Source organism: Thiohalophilus sp., assembly GCF_034521165.1.
In the GTDB taxonomy this organism is placed as follows: Bacteria; Pseudomonadota; Gammaproteobacteria; order UBA6429; family Thiohalophilaceae; genus Thiohalophilus.
In genome coordinates this window covers 810037-825808 of sequence record NZ_JAXHMV010000008.1, presented here as the reverse complement: position 1 = coordinate 825808, position 15772 = coordinate 810037, and the positions used below count along the sequence as shown (strand labels likewise).

Below are 15772 nucleotides of genomic sequence, written 5' to 3'. Positions count from 1 at the left end.
GGCGGCTGAAAGATGGATCGACTGCTGACAGTTTCGCGCGCGGCACGCCTGGTTGGTGTCTCGCGTGGCACCTTGCAAAAACAGATCCAGGACGGTGACCTGCCCAGTTTTGAAGGCATGGTCCGGCTTGAAGATCTGAACCAGGCCTATCCCAATGTCGAGATGGAAGATAACACCATGCTCGAGAAGATCGAGCATATTATCGACAATGCCCTGCAACGCGCCCGGGGCGACAAGCTGCGCAAATTACTCACTCCCGATCTGGGCACCCTGGCCGCCCGCGTCTCCCAGCTGAGCAAGGAGCTGGCAGCCGCGCGTTACACCTCGGAGCGACTCCAGCAATTACTGGAAGAAACCCGACAGCGTCTGGATGAGCTACAGCAACAGCCGGCGCCACAGCAGGAACTGCAACAATTAACCCGCTGGCTGGACACCTCTCTGGCCAAAGCCGCCGAAACCCCGAACCCGGACCGGTTATTGACGCAGGATACCCTGCTGCGAGTAATTCTTGCCCAGGTCCACATCATGCCCAGTGGGCATGAGTTTTTTGTCGAAGGTAACAACTCCATTCTGGATGCGGCGCTCAGTGCCGGAGTCGCGCTCAATTACGGCTGCAGCAACGGTAACTGCGGCAAATGCAAGGCCCGTCTGATTTCCGGTGAGGTACGCAAAATCCGCGATCATGAGTACAGACTGAGTGAAGCGGAGCAGAACCAGGGGTATCTGCTGGCCTGTTCCAACACCGCCGTCACCGACGTTGTCCTGGCTGCCGATGAAGCACTCGATGAAGAAGATATCGAAACACAGACAGTGCCGGCCTATATTAAAAAGATCACCCACATATCCGATGACCTGGCGATCATGAATCTCAATACAGTACGCCGTCAGCGTCTGCGTTTTCTTTCCGGCCAGAAAGCCCTGCTAGGCAACGAGACGGGAGATAGTAACCATTATCACATCGCCAGTTGTCCGTGTGATGATCGCAATCTGCAGTTTCATATTACCCGCGATGGCACGCCTTTCGCCGACTATATCTTTGCCCGGGCCAAACCCAATGATGCGCTTGAGATCACCGGTCCGCGGGGTCACTTTGTATTACATCGTGAACTCGACAAGCCGCTGCTGTTTTTTGCAGTGGATGGCGGCTTTGCCCCGATCAAGAGTCTGATCGAACATGCCCTGACACTGGAGCTGGCCGACCATGTACATCTTTACTGGATCGCCACCGGCCACCATTCTCATTACCAGCATAATCTTTGTCGCGCCTGGATGGATGCCTTCGATCATTTCCACTATACCGCCTGGTCACTCGATGACGCCGGCAACCGCGAACAATGGCAGGAGCAACTGAAGCAACTGGCCACGGACTATCCGGATTTATCCGAGTATGCCGTCTATTTCTGTGGCTCGAAAGAACTGGCCGAGACCGCCCGCCAGCACTTTGCCGCGCACGGTCTGCCAAAGAAGATGATGTTTACTGAAGAGCCCCAGGAAGGTACAGGGGACCCGGGATAACCCGGATTAATCTGAATCCTTGAGCCAGGTCTGCAAGGCATCGATGATCTTCTGGGCCTGATCCCGACTGGAGATATTGAACTTGGATTTTTGCTGATACTGCCCGTTACGCTTCTGATAACGGCGGATGGTAAACTTGTCGGGACCAAATTCGCCGGTTTTACGATCCAGATCCTGGTAACGGAAAATAATGGTCGACCAGGCGCCCTTGGTCAGAATTACCTTGTCCAGTTGCTTTGAGACCAGATTACCATCTTCATGATAATCCACGGTCAATTCATCAATCTCTGCCGACATGGCGGGTTCCTCGTCTTTCGTCTGCCGAATAATGGCGCCTAGAATATCACAACAACCCCCGGGGCGTTCCAGCAGCGGCAACAAAAACCGGGGCCACTGGCCGTCATGGTGCGCCCTGCACTAGAATAGCCCGGTTATCTGGCCATTACCCCGGAGTCCGCTCTGTTCACCCTCAACCAACATCGTTTGCGCCTGTTGGCGATTTCGCTGGTCCTCGCCGCGGGCGTCTACCTGGGCTTTGCCCTGATCGGCGGCCTGCCCGCGCTGGGGCATCTGATCAACCGGCTGGGAATCAGCGGCGGGGCGATCCTGCTGGCCTGCTCGCTGGTCAATTACCTGCTGCGTTTTGTGCGCTGGGCCTTTTATCTGCGTAGCCTGCAACACCGGCTGCCCGGCCTGCGGCATCTGGGTTATTACCTGTCCGGCTTCGCCCTGACCACCACGCCGGGCAAAGCCGGCGAAACCATCCGTTCCTTTTATCTGAAACGTCACGGCGTCTCCTATACCGACAGCCTGGCCTGTTTTTTTGTTGAGCGGTTTCTGGATGTGGTCATCATCACCTTGCTGGCCACACTGATTTTTATCTCTCACCGCGATTACCAGCTGTTTGTCATCCTGGTACTGATAACCCTGCTGCTTCTGTTACCCCTGCTGCAAAGCCGGCTGCCATTGCGGCTGTTTCACTTCCTGGCGCAGAAGCTGGCCAACACGCGTCTGGCGACGTTATTCGCGCATACCGCCACGTTGCTGCAGCAGGCGCACCGGTTACTTTTACTGCGTCGACTCTATCCGGGGCTGTTACTCGGAGCACTGGCCTGGCTGGTGCAGGGCATGGCGTTTTATTATCTGCTGCAAATCAGTGGCTCTACTTTGTCAGTCAACGCGGCACTGGGGATCTACGCCCTGAGCCTGCTGGCCGGCGCCCTCTCCTTTATTCCCGGGGGTATCGGTGCCACCGAAGGCGTCATGGCGCTGTTATTACTGGCCCACGGGGTCGAGCGTGAGATTGCCTTCAGCCTGCCGATTATCAACCGCGTCACGACGTTGTGGTTCGCCGTTGCCCTGGGACTGCTTGCCAATGCCCTGCTGGCCTGGCGCGGCATTCCCGCGCCAAACGAGGAGGCCGATGTCAAACCGGCAACCAGCCATACCACAACGGCAGGGAAAGCAGACTGAGCAGGGTACTTACCGTCACGGCCGCGGCATACACCGTGGTATCCAGTCCGTAGCGATCGCAGATGACCACGCCGATCACCATGCTCGGCATCGCCGCTTCCAGCACCACTGGCGCCAGCAGGCGGGCATCAAGATTGAGCACGCCGGCGCCGCCCCACACGACCAGCGGCATAATGATTAACTGACTGATTACCACCACCATCACCGACGGCAGGCGCTGCCAGCGCAAGACCTCCCAGCGCAAACTCATCCCCAGTACCAGCAACATCAACGGAATCACACTCTCGCCCAGTAGTGACAGGGTATTTTGCAGCAAGGCGGGAACGGGAACCCCCGTCAGGTTCAGTACCACGGCCAGCAATGCGGCCCACAGAGGCGGAATGCGTAACAGGCGATGACCGATGGACTCCCGGGTGTCAACCTGCCCGAACTGCTGGGCCAGTAAAATCCCCAGGGTGAACAGTAACGGCGTCGAGGCAAACAGATCGTACTGAATGGCAATACTGGCGGACCATTCACCAAACACCGAGACCAGCACCGGCAGGCCGAGATAGTTGGCATTGGGGAACGCGGCGGCCAGCATGACCGCGCCGGTGACCGGGCGCGGCATCCGGCAACCCCGGCAAGCCAGCCACGCAAACAGCAGGCCAACAAGAATCCCCAGCGCGGCCAGCACACTGATCTTGATCGAGGAGAGCCCCAGCGGCGCTTCCCACAAAATGGACAATATCAGGGCCGGCAACAGCAGGTTGTAAACCAGTCCGGTAATCACCTGACGTGCCTTGTCGCCATCGACGCCGCCGGGGGCGAAATAGCGCCACAAGGCCCCGCAGGCGATGATAACCATCATTGAGAACAGGATATTAATCATGCGCTTGCATCACCCTGGATTGTTCGGCACGGCATTGGCATAGTCTGACACAGCCTCGCATGGCCCATGTTATACTTTTTTGAAAATTTGTTGAGGAGAGACTGCATGCGAATTTTGCATACCATGTTGCGCGTCGGCGATCTGCAACGTTCGATCGATTTTTACACCAATGTGCTGGGGATGAAACTGCTGCGACAAAAAGACTACCCCGAGGGCGAGTTCACCCTGGCTTTTGTCGGTTACCAACCCGAGTCCGAGGGTGCGGTGATCGAACTGACTTATAACTGGGACACGGACAAATACGATCTGGGTGACGGTTACGGCCACATAGCCCTGGAAGTGGACGACGTCTACCAGGCCACCGACGACATTCGCCAGCGCGGCGGCAAGATCCTGCGCGACGCCGGCCCCATGAACGCCGGCACCACTATCATCGCCTTCGTCGAGGATCCCGATGGTTATCCGATCGAGTTAATCGGCAAGAAAAGCTGATCTGAATAATTCTCGCAGAGGCGCGGAGAATGAGATTGATTGCTTTGCGCTCTTCGCGCCTCTGCGAGAGGCCCATAAAAAGGCCCAGTAGAAACTATTTCGTTTTGTATTCGGTATATTTCTTATAGCTGCCACGCACCTGCTCGGCGGGGTATTTGTCGGCGTTGAGTTTCATTTTCTGCTGCACGGCATCCAGCAAGTCGATATCCAGCCGTTCGGCCAGCCGTAACAGATACACCAGAATGTCAGCCATCTCGTAGGCGACTTCCTGATGTTTTTCCGGTGGCAGGTTTTCGCTTTCGGACTGCTTCAACCACTGGAAGTGTTCCACCAGTTCGGCGGCTTCGACGATCAGCGCCATGGCCAGGTTCTTTGGCGAATGAAACTGCTCCCAGTCGCGTTCCTCGGCGAACGCCTTGAGTTGCAACTTGAGCTGCTGTAAGTCGGTATCACTCATTGGTAACTCGGGTGCCGGCGTGGCGCTGGGTGACGCTCAGCATATCGCGATGCAGTTCCATGCAATACCAGTCGCCAATGGCAACGATCTGCCGATGTCCGTCGAGATACTCCAGCAACAACGCCGACAGGTATTCGTGGCGATAAACCGCCAGGCGCACCCGCAACAACTCACCCTCGCGCGTGGTGTACCAGTTGCCCACCACCGGATCTTCAGTCAATGACATAATCTTTACCCCTTGCTGTACGGTTGCTCACTCGTCGGTAACGCAACCCTGTGACGCATCCTTGACGATTTTGATGTATTTGAACAGCGTTCCCCGACTGGCAACATAGGGCGGCATCACCCATTTCTTGCGCCGACGTTCCATCTCCTCGTCTGAGACATCCACATCCAGACGCCGGGTTTCGGCATCGATGGTGATCACATCGCCGTTTTCAATCAACCCGAGCGGACCGCCTTCCTGGGCCTCGGGCACCACGTGACCGATGATAAAGCCGTGCGAGCCCCCGGAAAAACGCCCGTCGGTGATCAGCGCCACATCGCCGCCCAGCCCGGCACCCATAATGGCCGAGGTCGGGGTCAACATCTCGGGCATGCCCGGGCCGCCCTTGGGCCCTTCGTAACGGATCACCACCACGTCGCCTTTTTGAATCTCGTTGTTCTCCAGCCCGGCCAGCATCGACTCCTCACGGTCATAAACCCGCGCCGGACCGGAAAAGTGTAACCCTTCCTTGCCGGTGATCTTGGCCACCGAGCCGCCCGGCGCCAGGTTGCCCTTGAGGATCTGGATATGCCCGCTGGACTTGATCGGCTTGTCCAGCGGCATGAAGACCTCCTGACCGTCCTTGAGCGCGGGAAGTTCGGCCAGGTTCTCGGCCATCGTCTTGCCGGTCACGGTCAGGCAATCGCCGTTGAGCAGATCGTGTTCCAGCAGGTATTTCATCACCGCCGGGGTGCCGCCGGCGTTGTGCAGATCTTCCATCACGTATTTACCGCTGGGCTTGAGATCGGCCAGGAACGGCACCTTGTCGCTGATGGTCTGAAAATCGTCGACCGTCAACGGCACCTCCACCGCGCGGGCCATGGCGATCAGATGCAGCACGGCGTTGGTCGAACCGCCCAGCGCCATTACCATCACAATCGCGTTCTCGAACGCCGCGCGGGTCATGATGTCACGCGGCTTGATGTCCCGTTCCAGCAGATGGCGAATGGCATGGCCGGCCTGCAGGCATTCATCCAGCTTGCCCGAATCCACGGCGGGAATCGAGGAACTGTAGGGCAGACTCATGCCCAGCGCCTCGATCGCCGAGGCCATGGTGTTGGCGGTATACATCCCGCCGCAGGAGCCCGGTCCGGGACAGGCGTGTTCCACGATCGCCTCGCGCTGCGGTTCATCGATACGACCGCTGATGAATTCGCCATAGCTCTGGAAAGCCGAAACAATATCCAGTGTCTTGTCGTGCCAGTGGCCCGGCTTAATGGTGCCGCCGTAGACCATCAGCGAGGGACGGTTGATGCGGCCCATGGCGATCAACACGCCCGGCATGTTCTTGTCGCAGCCCGGCAGGGAGATATTGGCATCATACCACTGGGCGTTCATCACGGTTTCGACGGAGTCGGCAATGATGTCGCGCGATTGCAGCGAATAACTCATGCCGTCGGTCCCCATCGAGATGCCGTCCGACACGCCGATGGTGTTGAAGCGCATGCCGACCAGCCCGGCCGCCTGCACCCCTTCTTTGACCTTGGCCGCCAGATCGTTGAGATGCATGTTGCAGGTATTGCCTTCCCACCAGACGCTGGAGATACCCACTTCGGCCTTGTTCATGTCCTCCGGGGTCAGGCCGGTACCGTAGAGCATGGCCTGCGAGGCGCCCTGGGACTTGGGCTGGGTGATACGGGAACTGTATTTATTCAACTTGTCTGACATGCAAGGGCTCCTGAACCTGAACGAAAAACCCGGCTACAACAGCGCGGGGTGACGCAGTATAAAACAATCCGCCCGGCCGCGACGAATCCGACGTGGCGACGGGCCTGGGACACAAATCCGGCAAAAAACCATCAACCCGGCGGGCCAACGGGTCGATACAAACCAGGATGAAATCGTTAACCGGGATAGCCAAACCGCCAACCGTACCATACACTGTGTTTACAAATACTTAGCCCCAAAAGCTTGAAACAGGTTTAATAACAGAGGCCTCAGCATGGCGTGCACACGCAGAATCGGTCAGCGCATTATCACCCTGTTACTGGGGTGCGGCCTGCTGGGTGGGGTACAGGCCCTGCCCGACGAGGACCGCCTGCCGCAGCGTTTCCAGTTCCAGGAGGCCCTGCAGGCGCTGGAGGCCGGAAACCGGGCCCGTTACGAGCGCCTCGCCGACAAGCTGCACGACTATCCACTCTATCCGTATCTCGAATACGCCGATTTGCGCCGCCGTCTGTCGCGCGCCAACCCGGAAGACATCCGGGATTTCGTTCGCAATTATGGCGACACGCCCATCGCCGGACTGCTCCACCAGCGCTGGTTATACCGCCTGGCGCGCCACGGCCGCTGGCAACCGCTGGTGGACAATTACCAGATCACCAACGACAAAACCCTGCGCTGTCACTACACCCGGGCCCTCTATCAGGTCGGCCAGGCGCAACGGGCGCACGCGGCGATGGAAAACCTCTGGCTGACCGGCCACTCCCTGCCTTCGGCCTGCGATCCGGCGATCGAAGCCTGGCGCAACGCCGATCGCCTCAGCAACGATCTGGTCTGGCAACGCATCCAGCTGGCGATCAGTGCCGGCCAGATTCGCCTGGCCCTGTTCCTGGCCGATTACCTGCCCGAGTCGGAGCGCTTCTGGGTCAATATCTGGTCGAAGATTCGTCGCAATCCGGAGTATCTGCACGAAGTGACCAATCACTTTAACGATGTCGAGCAGCCTGTATTGCGCTGGATTACGGTCTATGGTCTGCGCCGACTGGCCGGTCGCGATCCGGTCCGCGCCGCCCGCTACTGGCAGGAACTCAAGCCGGATTACCAGTTCAGCGATCAGGAACAGGAACGCATCGAGCGGCGGCTGTCGCTGGCGCTGGTGCGCAGCGACGATCCGCAGGCCCCGCAATGGCTGGCCAAACTCAAACTGGGCAACGAGCGTACCGAAGTCAAAACCGCGCATATTCTCTCGGCCCTGCAGGATCGCGACTGGTCGGCGGCGCTCGACTGGCTCAACCAGTTACCGCCCGCCGCGGCCCATGCGCCGCGCTGGCGTTACTGGCGCGCCCGTTCCCTGGAGGAACTGGGGCGCACCAGCGAGGCCCGTTCCCTCTACCAGCTCACTGCCGGCGATCGCAGTTATTACGGTTTTCTGGCCGCCGATCGGGGCGGCAATGCCTATCATTTCGCTCACCGGCCGTTACTCTTCGGTCAGGATGATCTGCGCGCCCTGCACGACATCCCGGCCCTGCAACGGGCGGCCGAACTCTATGCCCTTGGGCGGGTGGCCGATGCCCGTCGCGAGTGGAACCACTTGCTGCCCCGACTGAATGAGGACCAGCTGCTGCGCGCCGCCAAGCTGGCCGAGGAATGGGGCTGGCACGATCGGGTCATCATGACCCTGGCGCGGGCCCGTTACTGGGACGATCTGGAAATGCGCTTTCCCCTCGCGCACCAGCAAACCGTTCTCAACCAGGCCCGCGATCAGCAGATCGATCCGGCCTGGGCCTTTGCGGTCATTCGCCAGGAAAGCGCCTTTACCCGCGACGCCCGCTCCCATGCCGGTGCCCTGGGCCTGATGCAACTGTTGCCGCGCACCGCCCGCAGTGTCGCCCGCAACCTGCGCATGCCGATGCGTAGCCAGTGGGATATCCTCGATGTGGATAACAACATCACCCTGGGCGTGCGCTATCTGCGCAAGGTCAAGGATCGCTTCCACGGACATCCGGTCCTGGCCACCGCCGCCTACAACGCCGGCGGGCGCAACGTACGCCGCTGGCTGCCCGAGGACCAGGTGCAACCGGCCGATCTCTGGATCGAGTCGGTCCCCTTTGGCGAAACCCAAAAATACCTGCAGCGGGTACTCACCTACACCGTCATCTATCAACAGCGTCTGGGCCGCCAGCCGGCGCCGATGCTCGAACGGATGCCGCCCATTTCCGCCAACCCCGAGGTGACGCTCTCCAAAACGGCCCCCGCCAGGCGCGATTCCTGATCCGGTAACCGGTCACGCTTTTGTCCTCAAGCCGTCGGTCGTCACGCCGATAGGTCAGAGAGAACAACACGGGGAGATACCATGATCGAGACGATTTTGCTGCTGGGCCTGGTCGCCCTGCTCACCTTTCGGCTGGGCTATTACATCGGTCACCAGATCGGCCGCACCGAGCACCTGCGCAACTACCTCGCCGAGACCCGCAATACCTCCCGCCAGTAAGCCCGTCTGCGCTGTCACCCGGCTATCCGGACGGCCCCTGAAAAGGCAATAATTCAATATATTTCATTGAGTTATTGCCGACTCTTGATATTTTTTCTAAATATAGGTATATCTTGGCAATCTACCGGCCTCGCCGGTGGGCACGGCCCCCGGGGCATATCCCCGGCCCGGGCCAGAGTATCGGTCACACTCCCTAAAAATATCAACAACTTAAAAGATATACTTGATATTTTACTTTAAGTATGTAAACTATCCCTATGATAGTACTTGGGAGGAAAGACCATGCACGAAGAGACTATCCCGCTGTACGAGGTTGAAGAGCTGAGCCTGGAAGAAGCCATCCTGGCGCTGGCCTCGGACCAGGAAAAACAACAAACGATCTACACCCGGGCCTCCGAACGGCTGCTCGGGCTGGTGGCCTGAGCCACACCTGACGTTTTACCCCTTGGGACAGGGATGTCCCAGCCTATTACGCAAAAGGCCGATATGCAGCGCATATCGGCCTTTTGCATTTGCCCCGTCGGCCTGCGAATCAACGCGTCGACATGGCGCGAATGATCTTGTCCTCGTACTGAATCCGCTCGGCCAGGGCCTCGCCCAGCACAGCCAGCTCCTGATCCAGATTGGCCAGATCCCCGCTGCGCTCCTCGGACTCGTACTTTTCATTGAATTCGAGAATCAGACGGGTGGTTTTGGCGATGCGCGGATAATACTGCCCGGCCAGCTCGAGTACCGGGGTGCGGCGTTCCTGATCGGATTCGATATAGGAATAGAGCTGGAAGTGGGCGCTGGCGGAATAATCCACCAGCGACTCGCAAAACTCCTGCAAGACCATTTGCACATCGGCTTCCGGCTTGAAAGGCCGCATACCGATCAGCGAACTGAACAGAGCGAGGGTTTCGGTGCGGGTCTCCAGCAGGGTGTGGAACTTGTTGCGCACCGTTTGACGGCGTTCTTCGAGTTGTTCAACGTTCACCGTTTGAGCCTCATCCATGCAAATGTGTCAGTTAATATGCCCTTTGCCAGAGTACGGTTCAAGCGTGAATTGACCCACGTTCGCCGCTCAGGCCCCCGGGCGCGCCCACAGCGGAACCTGATCCACCGCCGCGCGCAGTGCCCGATCCCGCTGTCGATAATCGGGCAACACCTTTTCCACCTGTTGCCAGTAGCGCGGCGAGTGGTTTGGCTCGCGCAGATGACACAGCTCGTGCACCAGCAGGTACTCCACCAGCGACGGTGGCAAAAACAGCAGATTGCGATTGAGATTGATACGCCCGTTCGAGGAACAGCTGCCCCAGCGGGTTTTCTGGGCACGCACGCTCACTCCCGTACAGATCAAGCCGAGCCGTTCGGCCAGTTCCTGCAACCAGGGCGAGAGGAACTGTTTGGCCTGCTGCTGCAGCCAGCCCTGCAAGGCCTCGCGCGCGGCCGCCTCCCCCGCGTCGGCACGCAACTGCAAGCGACGTGGATTGCTCTGCTTGCGCCAGCGTCGCGACCCCGACAACACGCCATATTCAACGGCCCAGTGTTGCTCAATGGCCTCCAGAGTCACGCTTTGCGGGGACAGACCGAGCTGCCCGGGCAGTTGCGCCAGGCGCGTCTGAAGTTCCGCCAGCCGGGCACAAACCCACGCCTGATGCTGACTCAGCAGTTGCTGAATCTCGCGCTCGGCCAGTGGCCGCGGCAATACCACGACCACTTCGCCGTGTGCCTCGACGCTGATTCGGGCGCGCCGGGCGCGGCGGTTGACCCGCACCCGGTAAGCAAACGGCACGGTTGCCGGGTCTGTCATCGATGATTCAATCCCCATGATTTTCGCGCCATTGTACGCCATTGAATCGGTTATAATTGACCCTCATACACGGTTTTCCATTTTCTGCGGAAGCAACATCATGCCAGCACGCCCCGAACTGCTCCTGCCCGCCGGTACCCTGCGCAATATGCGCTACGCGTTCGCGTTTGGCGCCGACGCGGTCTATGCCGGTCAGCCGCGCTACAGCCTGCGGGTGCGCAACAATGACTTCACACTGGCGAATCTGGCCACCGGCATCGGCGAGGCCCACGCCCGGGGCAAGAAATTCTTTGTCGCCAGCAACCTGATGCCGCACAACAGCAAGATCAAAACCTATCTCAAGGACATGGCGCCGGTCATCGAACTGGGGCCCGATGCGCTGATCATGGCCGATCCCGGCCTCATCATGATGGTGCGCGAGCGCTGGCCCGAGATGCCGGTGCACCTGTCGGTGCAGGCCAACACGGTCAACTACGCCGCGGTGAAATTCTGGCAGTCGCTGGGCCTGTCGCGCATCATCCTCTCGCGCGAGCTGTCGATCAACGAGATCGAGGAAATTCGTCAGCAGTGCCCGGAGATGGAGCTGGAAGTGTTCGTGCACGGCGCGCTGTGCATCGCCTACTCCGGCCGCTGCCTGCTGTCGGGCTATTTCAACCACCGCGATCCCAACCAGGGCACCTGCACCAACTCCTGTCGCTGGAGCTACGGCATGCACAATGCCGAGGAGGATGTCAGCGGCGATATCCAGAAGATCGACTTCGACGCCATGGCGGCGATCAACGACCCGGAGCTGTTCCCCGAGGAGAAGATCGAGCGTCATCCGCTGGCCGACCGGGCCTATCTGATCGAGGAGGGCAACCGCCCGGGCGAGCTGATGCCGATTCTCGAGGACGAGCACGGCACCTACATCATGAACTCAAAAGACCTGCGCGCCATCCAGCATATCGAACGGCTGACGAAGATCGGCATCGACTCCTTCAAGGTGGAGGGGCGCACCAAGTCCCACTATTACGTGGCGCGCACCGCCCAGCTCTATCGCCAGGCGATCGACGATGCCATCGCCGGGCGCCCCTTCGATGCCAGTCTCTATGGCAAGCTCGAGGGGCTGGCCAACCGCGGCTATACCGACGGCTTTTATGTGCGTCACCCGGATCAGGCCTATCAGAATTACCTCTCCGGCTATTCGAGCAGCGAACAGCAGCGTTTCGTCGGCGAGATCACCGACTTCGATGCCGAGCGGGGACTGGCCAGCGTGGATGTCAAAAACAAGTTCGGCCGGGGCGACCGGCTGGAGGTCATTGCCCCCGACGGTAATCGCACTCTGACCCTGGAATACATGGAAAGCCTCAAGGGCGAGCCGATGGACGAGGCCCCCGGCGGCGGCTATCAGGTGCGCATCGCGCTGCCGGCGGGCAATTACGACAAGGCCCTGCTGGCCCGCTTCAACAACGCCGCCTGAAACGGCCCTCTCAGGGTTCGGGCAACGCTTCGATCCGCCCTTCAAGCAAATCCCGATATAACGGTTTGTCGGCCACAATCCGTGCCGCCCGACTCAAAACCGGATCCTTGCCCGCGGTGATCGGCCCCGCCTCCCGCGGGCAATCCGGCGTCCCGGCGCGGCCGCTGATGAAGGCCTCCCCGTTGGGCACACAGATATCCGGCACAACCCCGTGCGGCGCAATCGCGTCCCCGGCGGGGCGATACAGATGACCGATGGCGAGCTTGAGACCGCGATGGTCGGGCAGCTTGAAGACGGAATAGAGCCGCCCCGCCCCGCGACTGCGCTGACCGATCAGTAACGCGCGCCGGTGATCCTGCAAGGCGGCGGCGATACTCTCGGCGCCGGCAGTCGTCTCGCCATTGATCAGGACCACCAGAGGCAGATCCTGTTCCAGAATTTGCGAGCGCGGTTGCGCCATATACCGGGTCTGTTCCGATTCCACCCGCCCGCGCAGGCTCAACAGGGTGCCCTCGGCCACGAACAGATCCGCCAGTTGCACGGCGGCATCGAGCACGCCACCGTGGTTATCGCGCAAATCGAGAATCAGGGCCCGGGGGGCCCGCTGCTTGCGAATCAGGCCCAGAAACGTTTCGTTAAATTGCGCCACCGTGGTATCGGACAGGGCGCGCAAGCGGACATGGGCGATCGCGCCGGGCAGCCAGCGCCCCTCCACCAGGGGCCGATCCAGAAATTCACGACGCAGTTCGATCTCGCGCGTGTCGCCCTCGGCAAAGCGAATCCGCAATGCCAGGCGGGAACCGGGCTGGCCGAACAGGCGGGTCATCACCTGATCCCGGGATTGGCCGGCCACCGGTTCCCCGTCGATGGCGACCAGCTCATCGCCCGGCCCCAGCCCCGCCCGATCGGCCGGCGATCCGGACAGGACTTCGCGAATCACCACCTGTTGATCGCGATGCCCGGTCAAAACCCCGACCCCGGCGCGCTCGGCGGACGGCCGCTGCAACAGCGCGAACTGGCGACGATCGAAATAGAGACTGCCATCCCCCAGACTGCGCACCACATTCTCGAGCGCCGTCTCCACCGCCGGCAGGATCGGCTGATCCGGATGGCGCCGGTGCAGGGCACGGATCACCCCGGCCAGGCTCGCCTTTTGCGGTGACGGCGGCGGTTCGCGCCAGGGCCCCTCGCTCAGTTGTGCCGCGAGCCGTTCGCCGAAACGGGCATCAAGGACATCGGCCGGGATCGGGGTAACATGCTGTTGCCCGATGCGCTCCAGCGTCGCCCGGGCCAGGCGCGTCGCGATGCCCAGTTGCGGATCGAGGCGGAGGGTCGGCTCGGCCGGCGTGACAGCCGGTGGTTCGTCCGGCGGGGGGATCGGACGGGCGCAGCCGACCAGCCACACCATCACCAGTGCCGCCGTAATCCATCTGCCCTGCAGCCAGCCGTTTCCCCGCATTGTCACGCCGTGCACTCTCCCTGAAAAACCGCTAGCCTAGCACAATCCCTCGTCCGCAGACCGCACCCGGCTCTGCCTTGCGAATTAACCGGAGCGTCAGAATCCCCATGTGTGCCCGTGTCAACGACCCGCTTTATCTGTGCCTGGATCAGGGCGGTCACGCCAGTCGCGCGCTGGTGTTCGATGCCCACGGCCGCCAGCGCTATCACGCCCGCCAGCCACTGGTGGCGCAACAGACCGCCCGGGGCTGGATCGAATACCCGGCCGAAACGCTGCTCGATTCGCTGCGTGCCTGCCTCGATGACATCCTGCAACAGCTCGGTACGCAACGCCAGCGACTGACCGCCGCGGCACTGGCCACCCAGCGCTCCAACATTGTCTGCTGGGATCATGACAGTGGCGCGGCACTCAGCCCGGTCATCAGCTGGCAGGATACCCGCCACGCCGACTGGCTGCGGCAGTTCGAACCCCGGGCCGCCCGGATTCACGAACTGACCGGCCTGCCCCTCTCGCCGCATTACGGCGCCAGCAAACTGCGCTGGTGCCTGGATAACCTGCCGGCGGTCCAGCAGGCGCAACGCGAGGGCCGTCTGCGTCTCGGCCCCATGGCCGCCTGGCTGGCCGGCCGGCTGACCCGCGAGGGCGAGGCCCGGGCCGATCCGGTCAACGCCTCACGCACCCAGCTGTGGTCCCTGCAGGATCATGACTGGCATCCCGAGCTGCTGGAACTGTTCGGCATCCCCGGGGAACTGCTGCCCCCCTGCCTGCCGAATCTGAGCGACTATGGCCGGCTGGTGGCGGGCGAGCTGGAATTGCCCCTGGCGCTGGTCAACGGCGATCAATCCGCCGCCCTGTATGCCTATGGCCCGCTGCGCGAGGATACCGCTTATCTGAATCTGGGCACCGGCGCCTTTGTCTCGCGCCCGGTCGGCCAGCGGCCGCTGTTCGATGATTGTTTGCTCAGCAGCGTGGTGCTGCAAGGCCCCCACCAGTCCAGTTATGTCCTGGAAGGCACCGTCAATGGTGCCGGGGCGGCACTCGACTGGCTGGCCCGGCAACACGGGCAGGAGGAACTGGCGCCGGCTCAACTGGGCAAGTGGCTACAGAGCGAGTATGCCTCCTTGCCGCTGTTTCTCAACGGCGTGGCGGGGCTGGCGGCCCCCTACTGGCGAGCCGATTTTGAATCACGCTTTATCGGCGACGGCGATCTGCCCCAACAGGCGGTGGCCGTGCTGGAGAGTATCGTCTTTTTGCTGCAGACCAACCTGCAACGCATGGCCCGACATCGCCCGGCCCCCCGGCGACTGCAAATCACCGGCGGCCTCTCCCACCTGGACGATCTCTGCCAGCGCCTGGCCGACCTCACCGGCCAGCCGGTTCACCGCCCCGCTGACTGCGAAGCCACCGCCCGCGGCAGCGCCTTCCTGATCGCCGGTCAACCGGATAACTGGCCGGAACCCGGCCGGGGCCGCGAATTTTCACCCACACGCAACACCTCTTTGCAGGAGCGTTACCACTCCTGGCAGGATGCCATGGACACGGCTCTCGCGGCCCAGGGGCTAGGGGCTAGTATCTAGGACCTAGCATCTAGGACCTGACGAGGTAGGCCCGATATAGCGATAGCGGTATCGGGCATTTCCCCCGGGTTGCCGGACACCGCGTTGCTATGTCCGGCCTACCCCATAGGACTTGGGGGCCAGGATCCAGAACCTGGGACCTGGCACCTGATCTGGTAGGCCCGATATAGCGATAGCGGTATCGGGCATTTCCCCGGGTTGCCGGACACCGCGTTGCTATGTCCGGCCTACCCCATAGGACTTGGGGCCAGGATCCAGA

Annotated in this window: 16 protein-coding genes; 8 read left to right on the top strand and 8 right to left on the bottom strand. The window is 61.0% G+C overall.

Annotated elements, in window-relative coordinates; genetic code table 11:
- Positions 1-12: 12 nt before the first annotated feature.
- Positions 13-1515, top strand: coding sequence for a 2Fe-2S iron-sulfur cluster-binding protein (locus U5K34_RS08795; protein WP_322568010.1), 1503 nt, complete (start codon positions 13-15; stop codon positions 1513-1515).
- A gap of 6 nt (positions 1516-1521) precedes the next feature.
- On the opposite strand, the gene U5K34_RS08790 is transcribed toward U5K34_RS08795, so the two are convergent.
- On the bottom strand, positions 1522-1812 hold the full coding sequence (locus U5K34_RS08790; RefSeq protein ID WP_322568009.1) for a hypothetical protein: 291 nt from the start codon (positions 1810-1812) through the stop codon (positions 1522-1524).
- A 195-nt stretch (positions 1813-2007) separates the two neighbouring features.
- Between U5K34_RS08790 and U5K34_RS08785 the strand changes: the two genes are divergently transcribed.
- A complete protein-coding gene (locus U5K34_RS08785) occupies positions 2008-2988 on the top strand; it encodes a lysylphosphatidylglycerol synthase transmembrane domain-containing protein (protein WP_322568008.1) in 981 nt (326 codons plus the stop codon).
- On the opposite strand, the gene U5K34_RS08780 is transcribed toward U5K34_RS08785, so the two are convergent.
- Positions 2942-3859 (bottom strand): AEC family transporter, encoded by a 918-nt coding sequence (locus U5K34_RS08780; protein ID WP_322568007.1) that lies wholly within the window; start codon positions 3857-3859, stop codon positions 2942-2944. The genes U5K34_RS08785 and U5K34_RS08780 overlap by 47 nt on opposite strands.
- Positions 3860-3964: 105 nt before the next feature.
- Between U5K34_RS08780 and gloA the strand changes: the two genes are divergently transcribed.
- Positions 3965-4351, top strand: coding sequence for a lactoylglutathione lyase (gene gloA / locus U5K34_RS08775; RefSeq protein ID WP_322568006.1), 387 nt, complete (start codon positions 3965-3967; stop codon positions 4349-4351).
- A gap of 94 nt (positions 4352-4445) precedes the next feature.
- Here gloA and U5K34_RS08770 read toward each other — a convergent pair whose 3' ends face one another.
- Genes U5K34_RS08770 through ilvD form a run of 3 tightly spaced genes read right to left on the bottom strand, consistent with a single transcriptional unit; the run spans position 4446 to position 6741 of the window.
- Positions 4446-4808, bottom strand: a complete 363-nt coding sequence (locus tag U5K34_RS08770) for a nucleotide pyrophosphohydrolase (RefSeq protein WP_322568005.1) — start codon at positions 4806-4808, stop codon at positions 4446-4448.
- On the bottom strand, positions 4801-5034 hold the full coding sequence (locus U5K34_RS08765; RefSeq protein ID WP_322568004.1) for a hypothetical protein: 234 nt from the start codon (positions 5032-5034) through the stop codon (positions 4801-4803). Before U5K34_RS08765 ends, U5K34_RS08770 begins: the two co-directional genes overlap by 8 nt.
- 27 nt (positions 5035-5061) lie before the next feature.
- Positions 5062-6741, bottom strand: a complete 1680-nt coding sequence (gene ilvD, locus U5K34_RS08760) for a dihydroxy-acid dehydratase (protein WP_322568003.1) — start codon at positions 6739-6741, stop codon at positions 5062-5064.
- 274 nt (positions 6742-7015) lie between these two features.
- On the opposite strand from ilvD, the gene U5K34_RS08755 reads away from it, so the two are divergent.
- The 3 genes from U5K34_RS08755 (at position 7016) to U5K34_RS08745 (ending at position 9649) form a co-directional block, all read left to right on the top strand.
- Positions 7016-9007: a transglycosylase SLT domain-containing protein gene (locus U5K34_RS08755; protein ID WP_322568002.1), complete on the top strand. Its 1992-nt coding sequence runs from the start codon at positions 7016-7018 to the stop codon at positions 9005-9007.
- A gap of 81 nt (positions 9008-9088) precedes the next feature.
- A complete protein-coding gene (locus tag U5K34_RS08750) occupies positions 9089-9226 on the top strand; it encodes a hypothetical protein (protein WP_322568001.1) in 138 nt (45 codons plus the stop codon).
- A 282-nt stretch (positions 9227-9508) separates the two neighbouring features.
- Positions 9509-9649, top strand: coding sequence for a hypothetical protein (locus U5K34_RS08745; protein WP_322568000.1), 141 nt, complete (start codon positions 9509-9511; stop codon positions 9647-9649).
- Positions 9650-9758: 109 nt separating this feature from the next.
- On the opposite strand, the gene U5K34_RS08740 is transcribed toward U5K34_RS08745, so the two are convergent.
- Both U5K34_RS08740 and U5K34_RS08735 read right to left on the bottom strand, forming a co-directional pair.
- On the bottom strand, positions 9759-10220 hold the full coding sequence (locus tag U5K34_RS08740; protein WP_322567999.1) for an Rsd/AlgQ family anti-sigma factor: 462 nt from the start codon (positions 10218-10220) through the stop codon (positions 9759-9761).
- A gap of 69 nt (positions 10221-10289) precedes the next feature.
- On the bottom strand, positions 10290-11018 hold the full coding sequence (locus U5K34_RS08735; RefSeq protein WP_322567998.1) for a SprT family zinc-dependent metalloprotease: 729 nt from the start codon (positions 11016-11018) through the stop codon (positions 10290-10292).
- A gap of 100 nt (positions 11019-11118) precedes the next feature.
- On the opposite strand from U5K34_RS08735, the gene yegQ reads away from it, so the two are divergent.
- Positions 11119-12477: a tRNA 5-hydroxyuridine modification protein YegQ gene (gene yegQ, locus U5K34_RS08730; RefSeq protein ID WP_322567997.1), complete on the top strand. Its 1359-nt coding sequence runs from the start codon at positions 11119-11121 to the stop codon at positions 12475-12477.
- Between the two features lie 10 nt (positions 12478-12487).
- On the opposite strand, the gene U5K34_RS08725 is transcribed toward yegQ, so the two are convergent.
- Positions 12488-13936, bottom strand: a complete 1449-nt coding sequence (locus tag U5K34_RS08725; protein WP_322568095.1) for a S41 family peptidase — start codon at positions 13934-13936, stop codon at positions 12488-12490.
- 107 nt (positions 13937-14043) lie between these two features.
- Between U5K34_RS08725 and U5K34_RS08720 the strand changes: the two genes are divergently transcribed.
- Positions 14044-15513, top strand: a complete 1470-nt coding sequence (locus U5K34_RS08720) for an FGGY family carbohydrate kinase (protein ID WP_322567996.1) — start codon at positions 14044-14046, stop codon at positions 15511-15513.
- Positions 15514-15772: the final 259 nt, after the last annotated feature.

Coding starts and splice junctions, on each gene's coding strand:
- U5K34_RS08795 (WP_322568010.1), top strand. CDS start 13: ATGGATCGACTGCTGACAGTTTCGCGCGCGGCACGCCTGGTTGGTGTC.
- U5K34_RS08790 (WP_322568009.1), bottom strand. CDS start 1,812: ATGTCGGCAGAGATTGATGAATTGACCGTGGATTATCATGAAGATGGT.
- U5K34_RS08780 (WP_322568007.1), bottom strand. CDS start 3,859: ATGATTAATATCCTGTTCTCAATGATGGTTATCATCGCCTGCGGGGCC.
- gloA (WP_322568006.1), top strand. CDS start 3,965: ATGCGAATTTTGCATACCATGTTGCGCGTCGGCGATCTGCAACGTTCG.
- U5K34_RS08770 (WP_322568005.1), bottom strand. CDS start 4,808: ATGAGTGATACCGACTTACAGCAGCTCAAGTTGCAACTCAAGGCGTTC.
- U5K34_RS08765 (WP_322568004.1), bottom strand. CDS start 5,034: ATGTCATTGACTGAAGATCCGGTGGTGGGCAACTGGTACACCACGCGC.
- ilvD (WP_322568003.1), bottom strand. CDS start 6,741: ATGTCAGACAAGTTGAATAAATACAGTTCCCGTATCACCCAGCCCAAG.
- U5K34_RS08755 (WP_322568002.1), top strand. CDS start 7,016: ATGGCGTGCACACGCAGAATCGGTCAGCGCATTATCACCCTGTTACTG.
- U5K34_RS08750 (WP_322568001.1), top strand. CDS start 9,089: ATGATCGAGACGATTTTGCTGCTGGGCCTGGTCGCCCTGCTCACCTTT.
- U5K34_RS08745 (WP_322568000.1), top strand. CDS start 9,509: ATGCACGAAGAGACTATCCCGCTGTACGAGGTTGAAGAGCTGAGCCTG.
- U5K34_RS08740 (WP_322567999.1), bottom strand. CDS start 10,220: ATGGATGAGGCTCAAACGGTGAACGTTGAACAACTCGAAGAACGCCGT.
- U5K34_RS08735 (WP_322567998.1), bottom strand. CDS start 11,018: ATGACAGACCCGGCAACCGTGCCGTTTGCTTACCGGGTGCGGGTCAAC.
- yegQ (WP_322567997.1), top strand. CDS start 11,119: ATGCCAGCACGCCCCGAACTGCTCCTGCCCGCCGGTACCCTGCGCAAT.
- U5K34_RS08725 (WP_322568095.1), bottom strand. CDS start 13,936: ATGCGGGGAAACGGCTGGCTGCAGGGCAGATGGATTACGGCGGCACTG.
- U5K34_RS08720 (WP_322567996.1), top strand. CDS start 14,044: ATGTGTGCCCGTGTCAACGACCCGCTTTATCTGTGCCTGGATCAGGGC.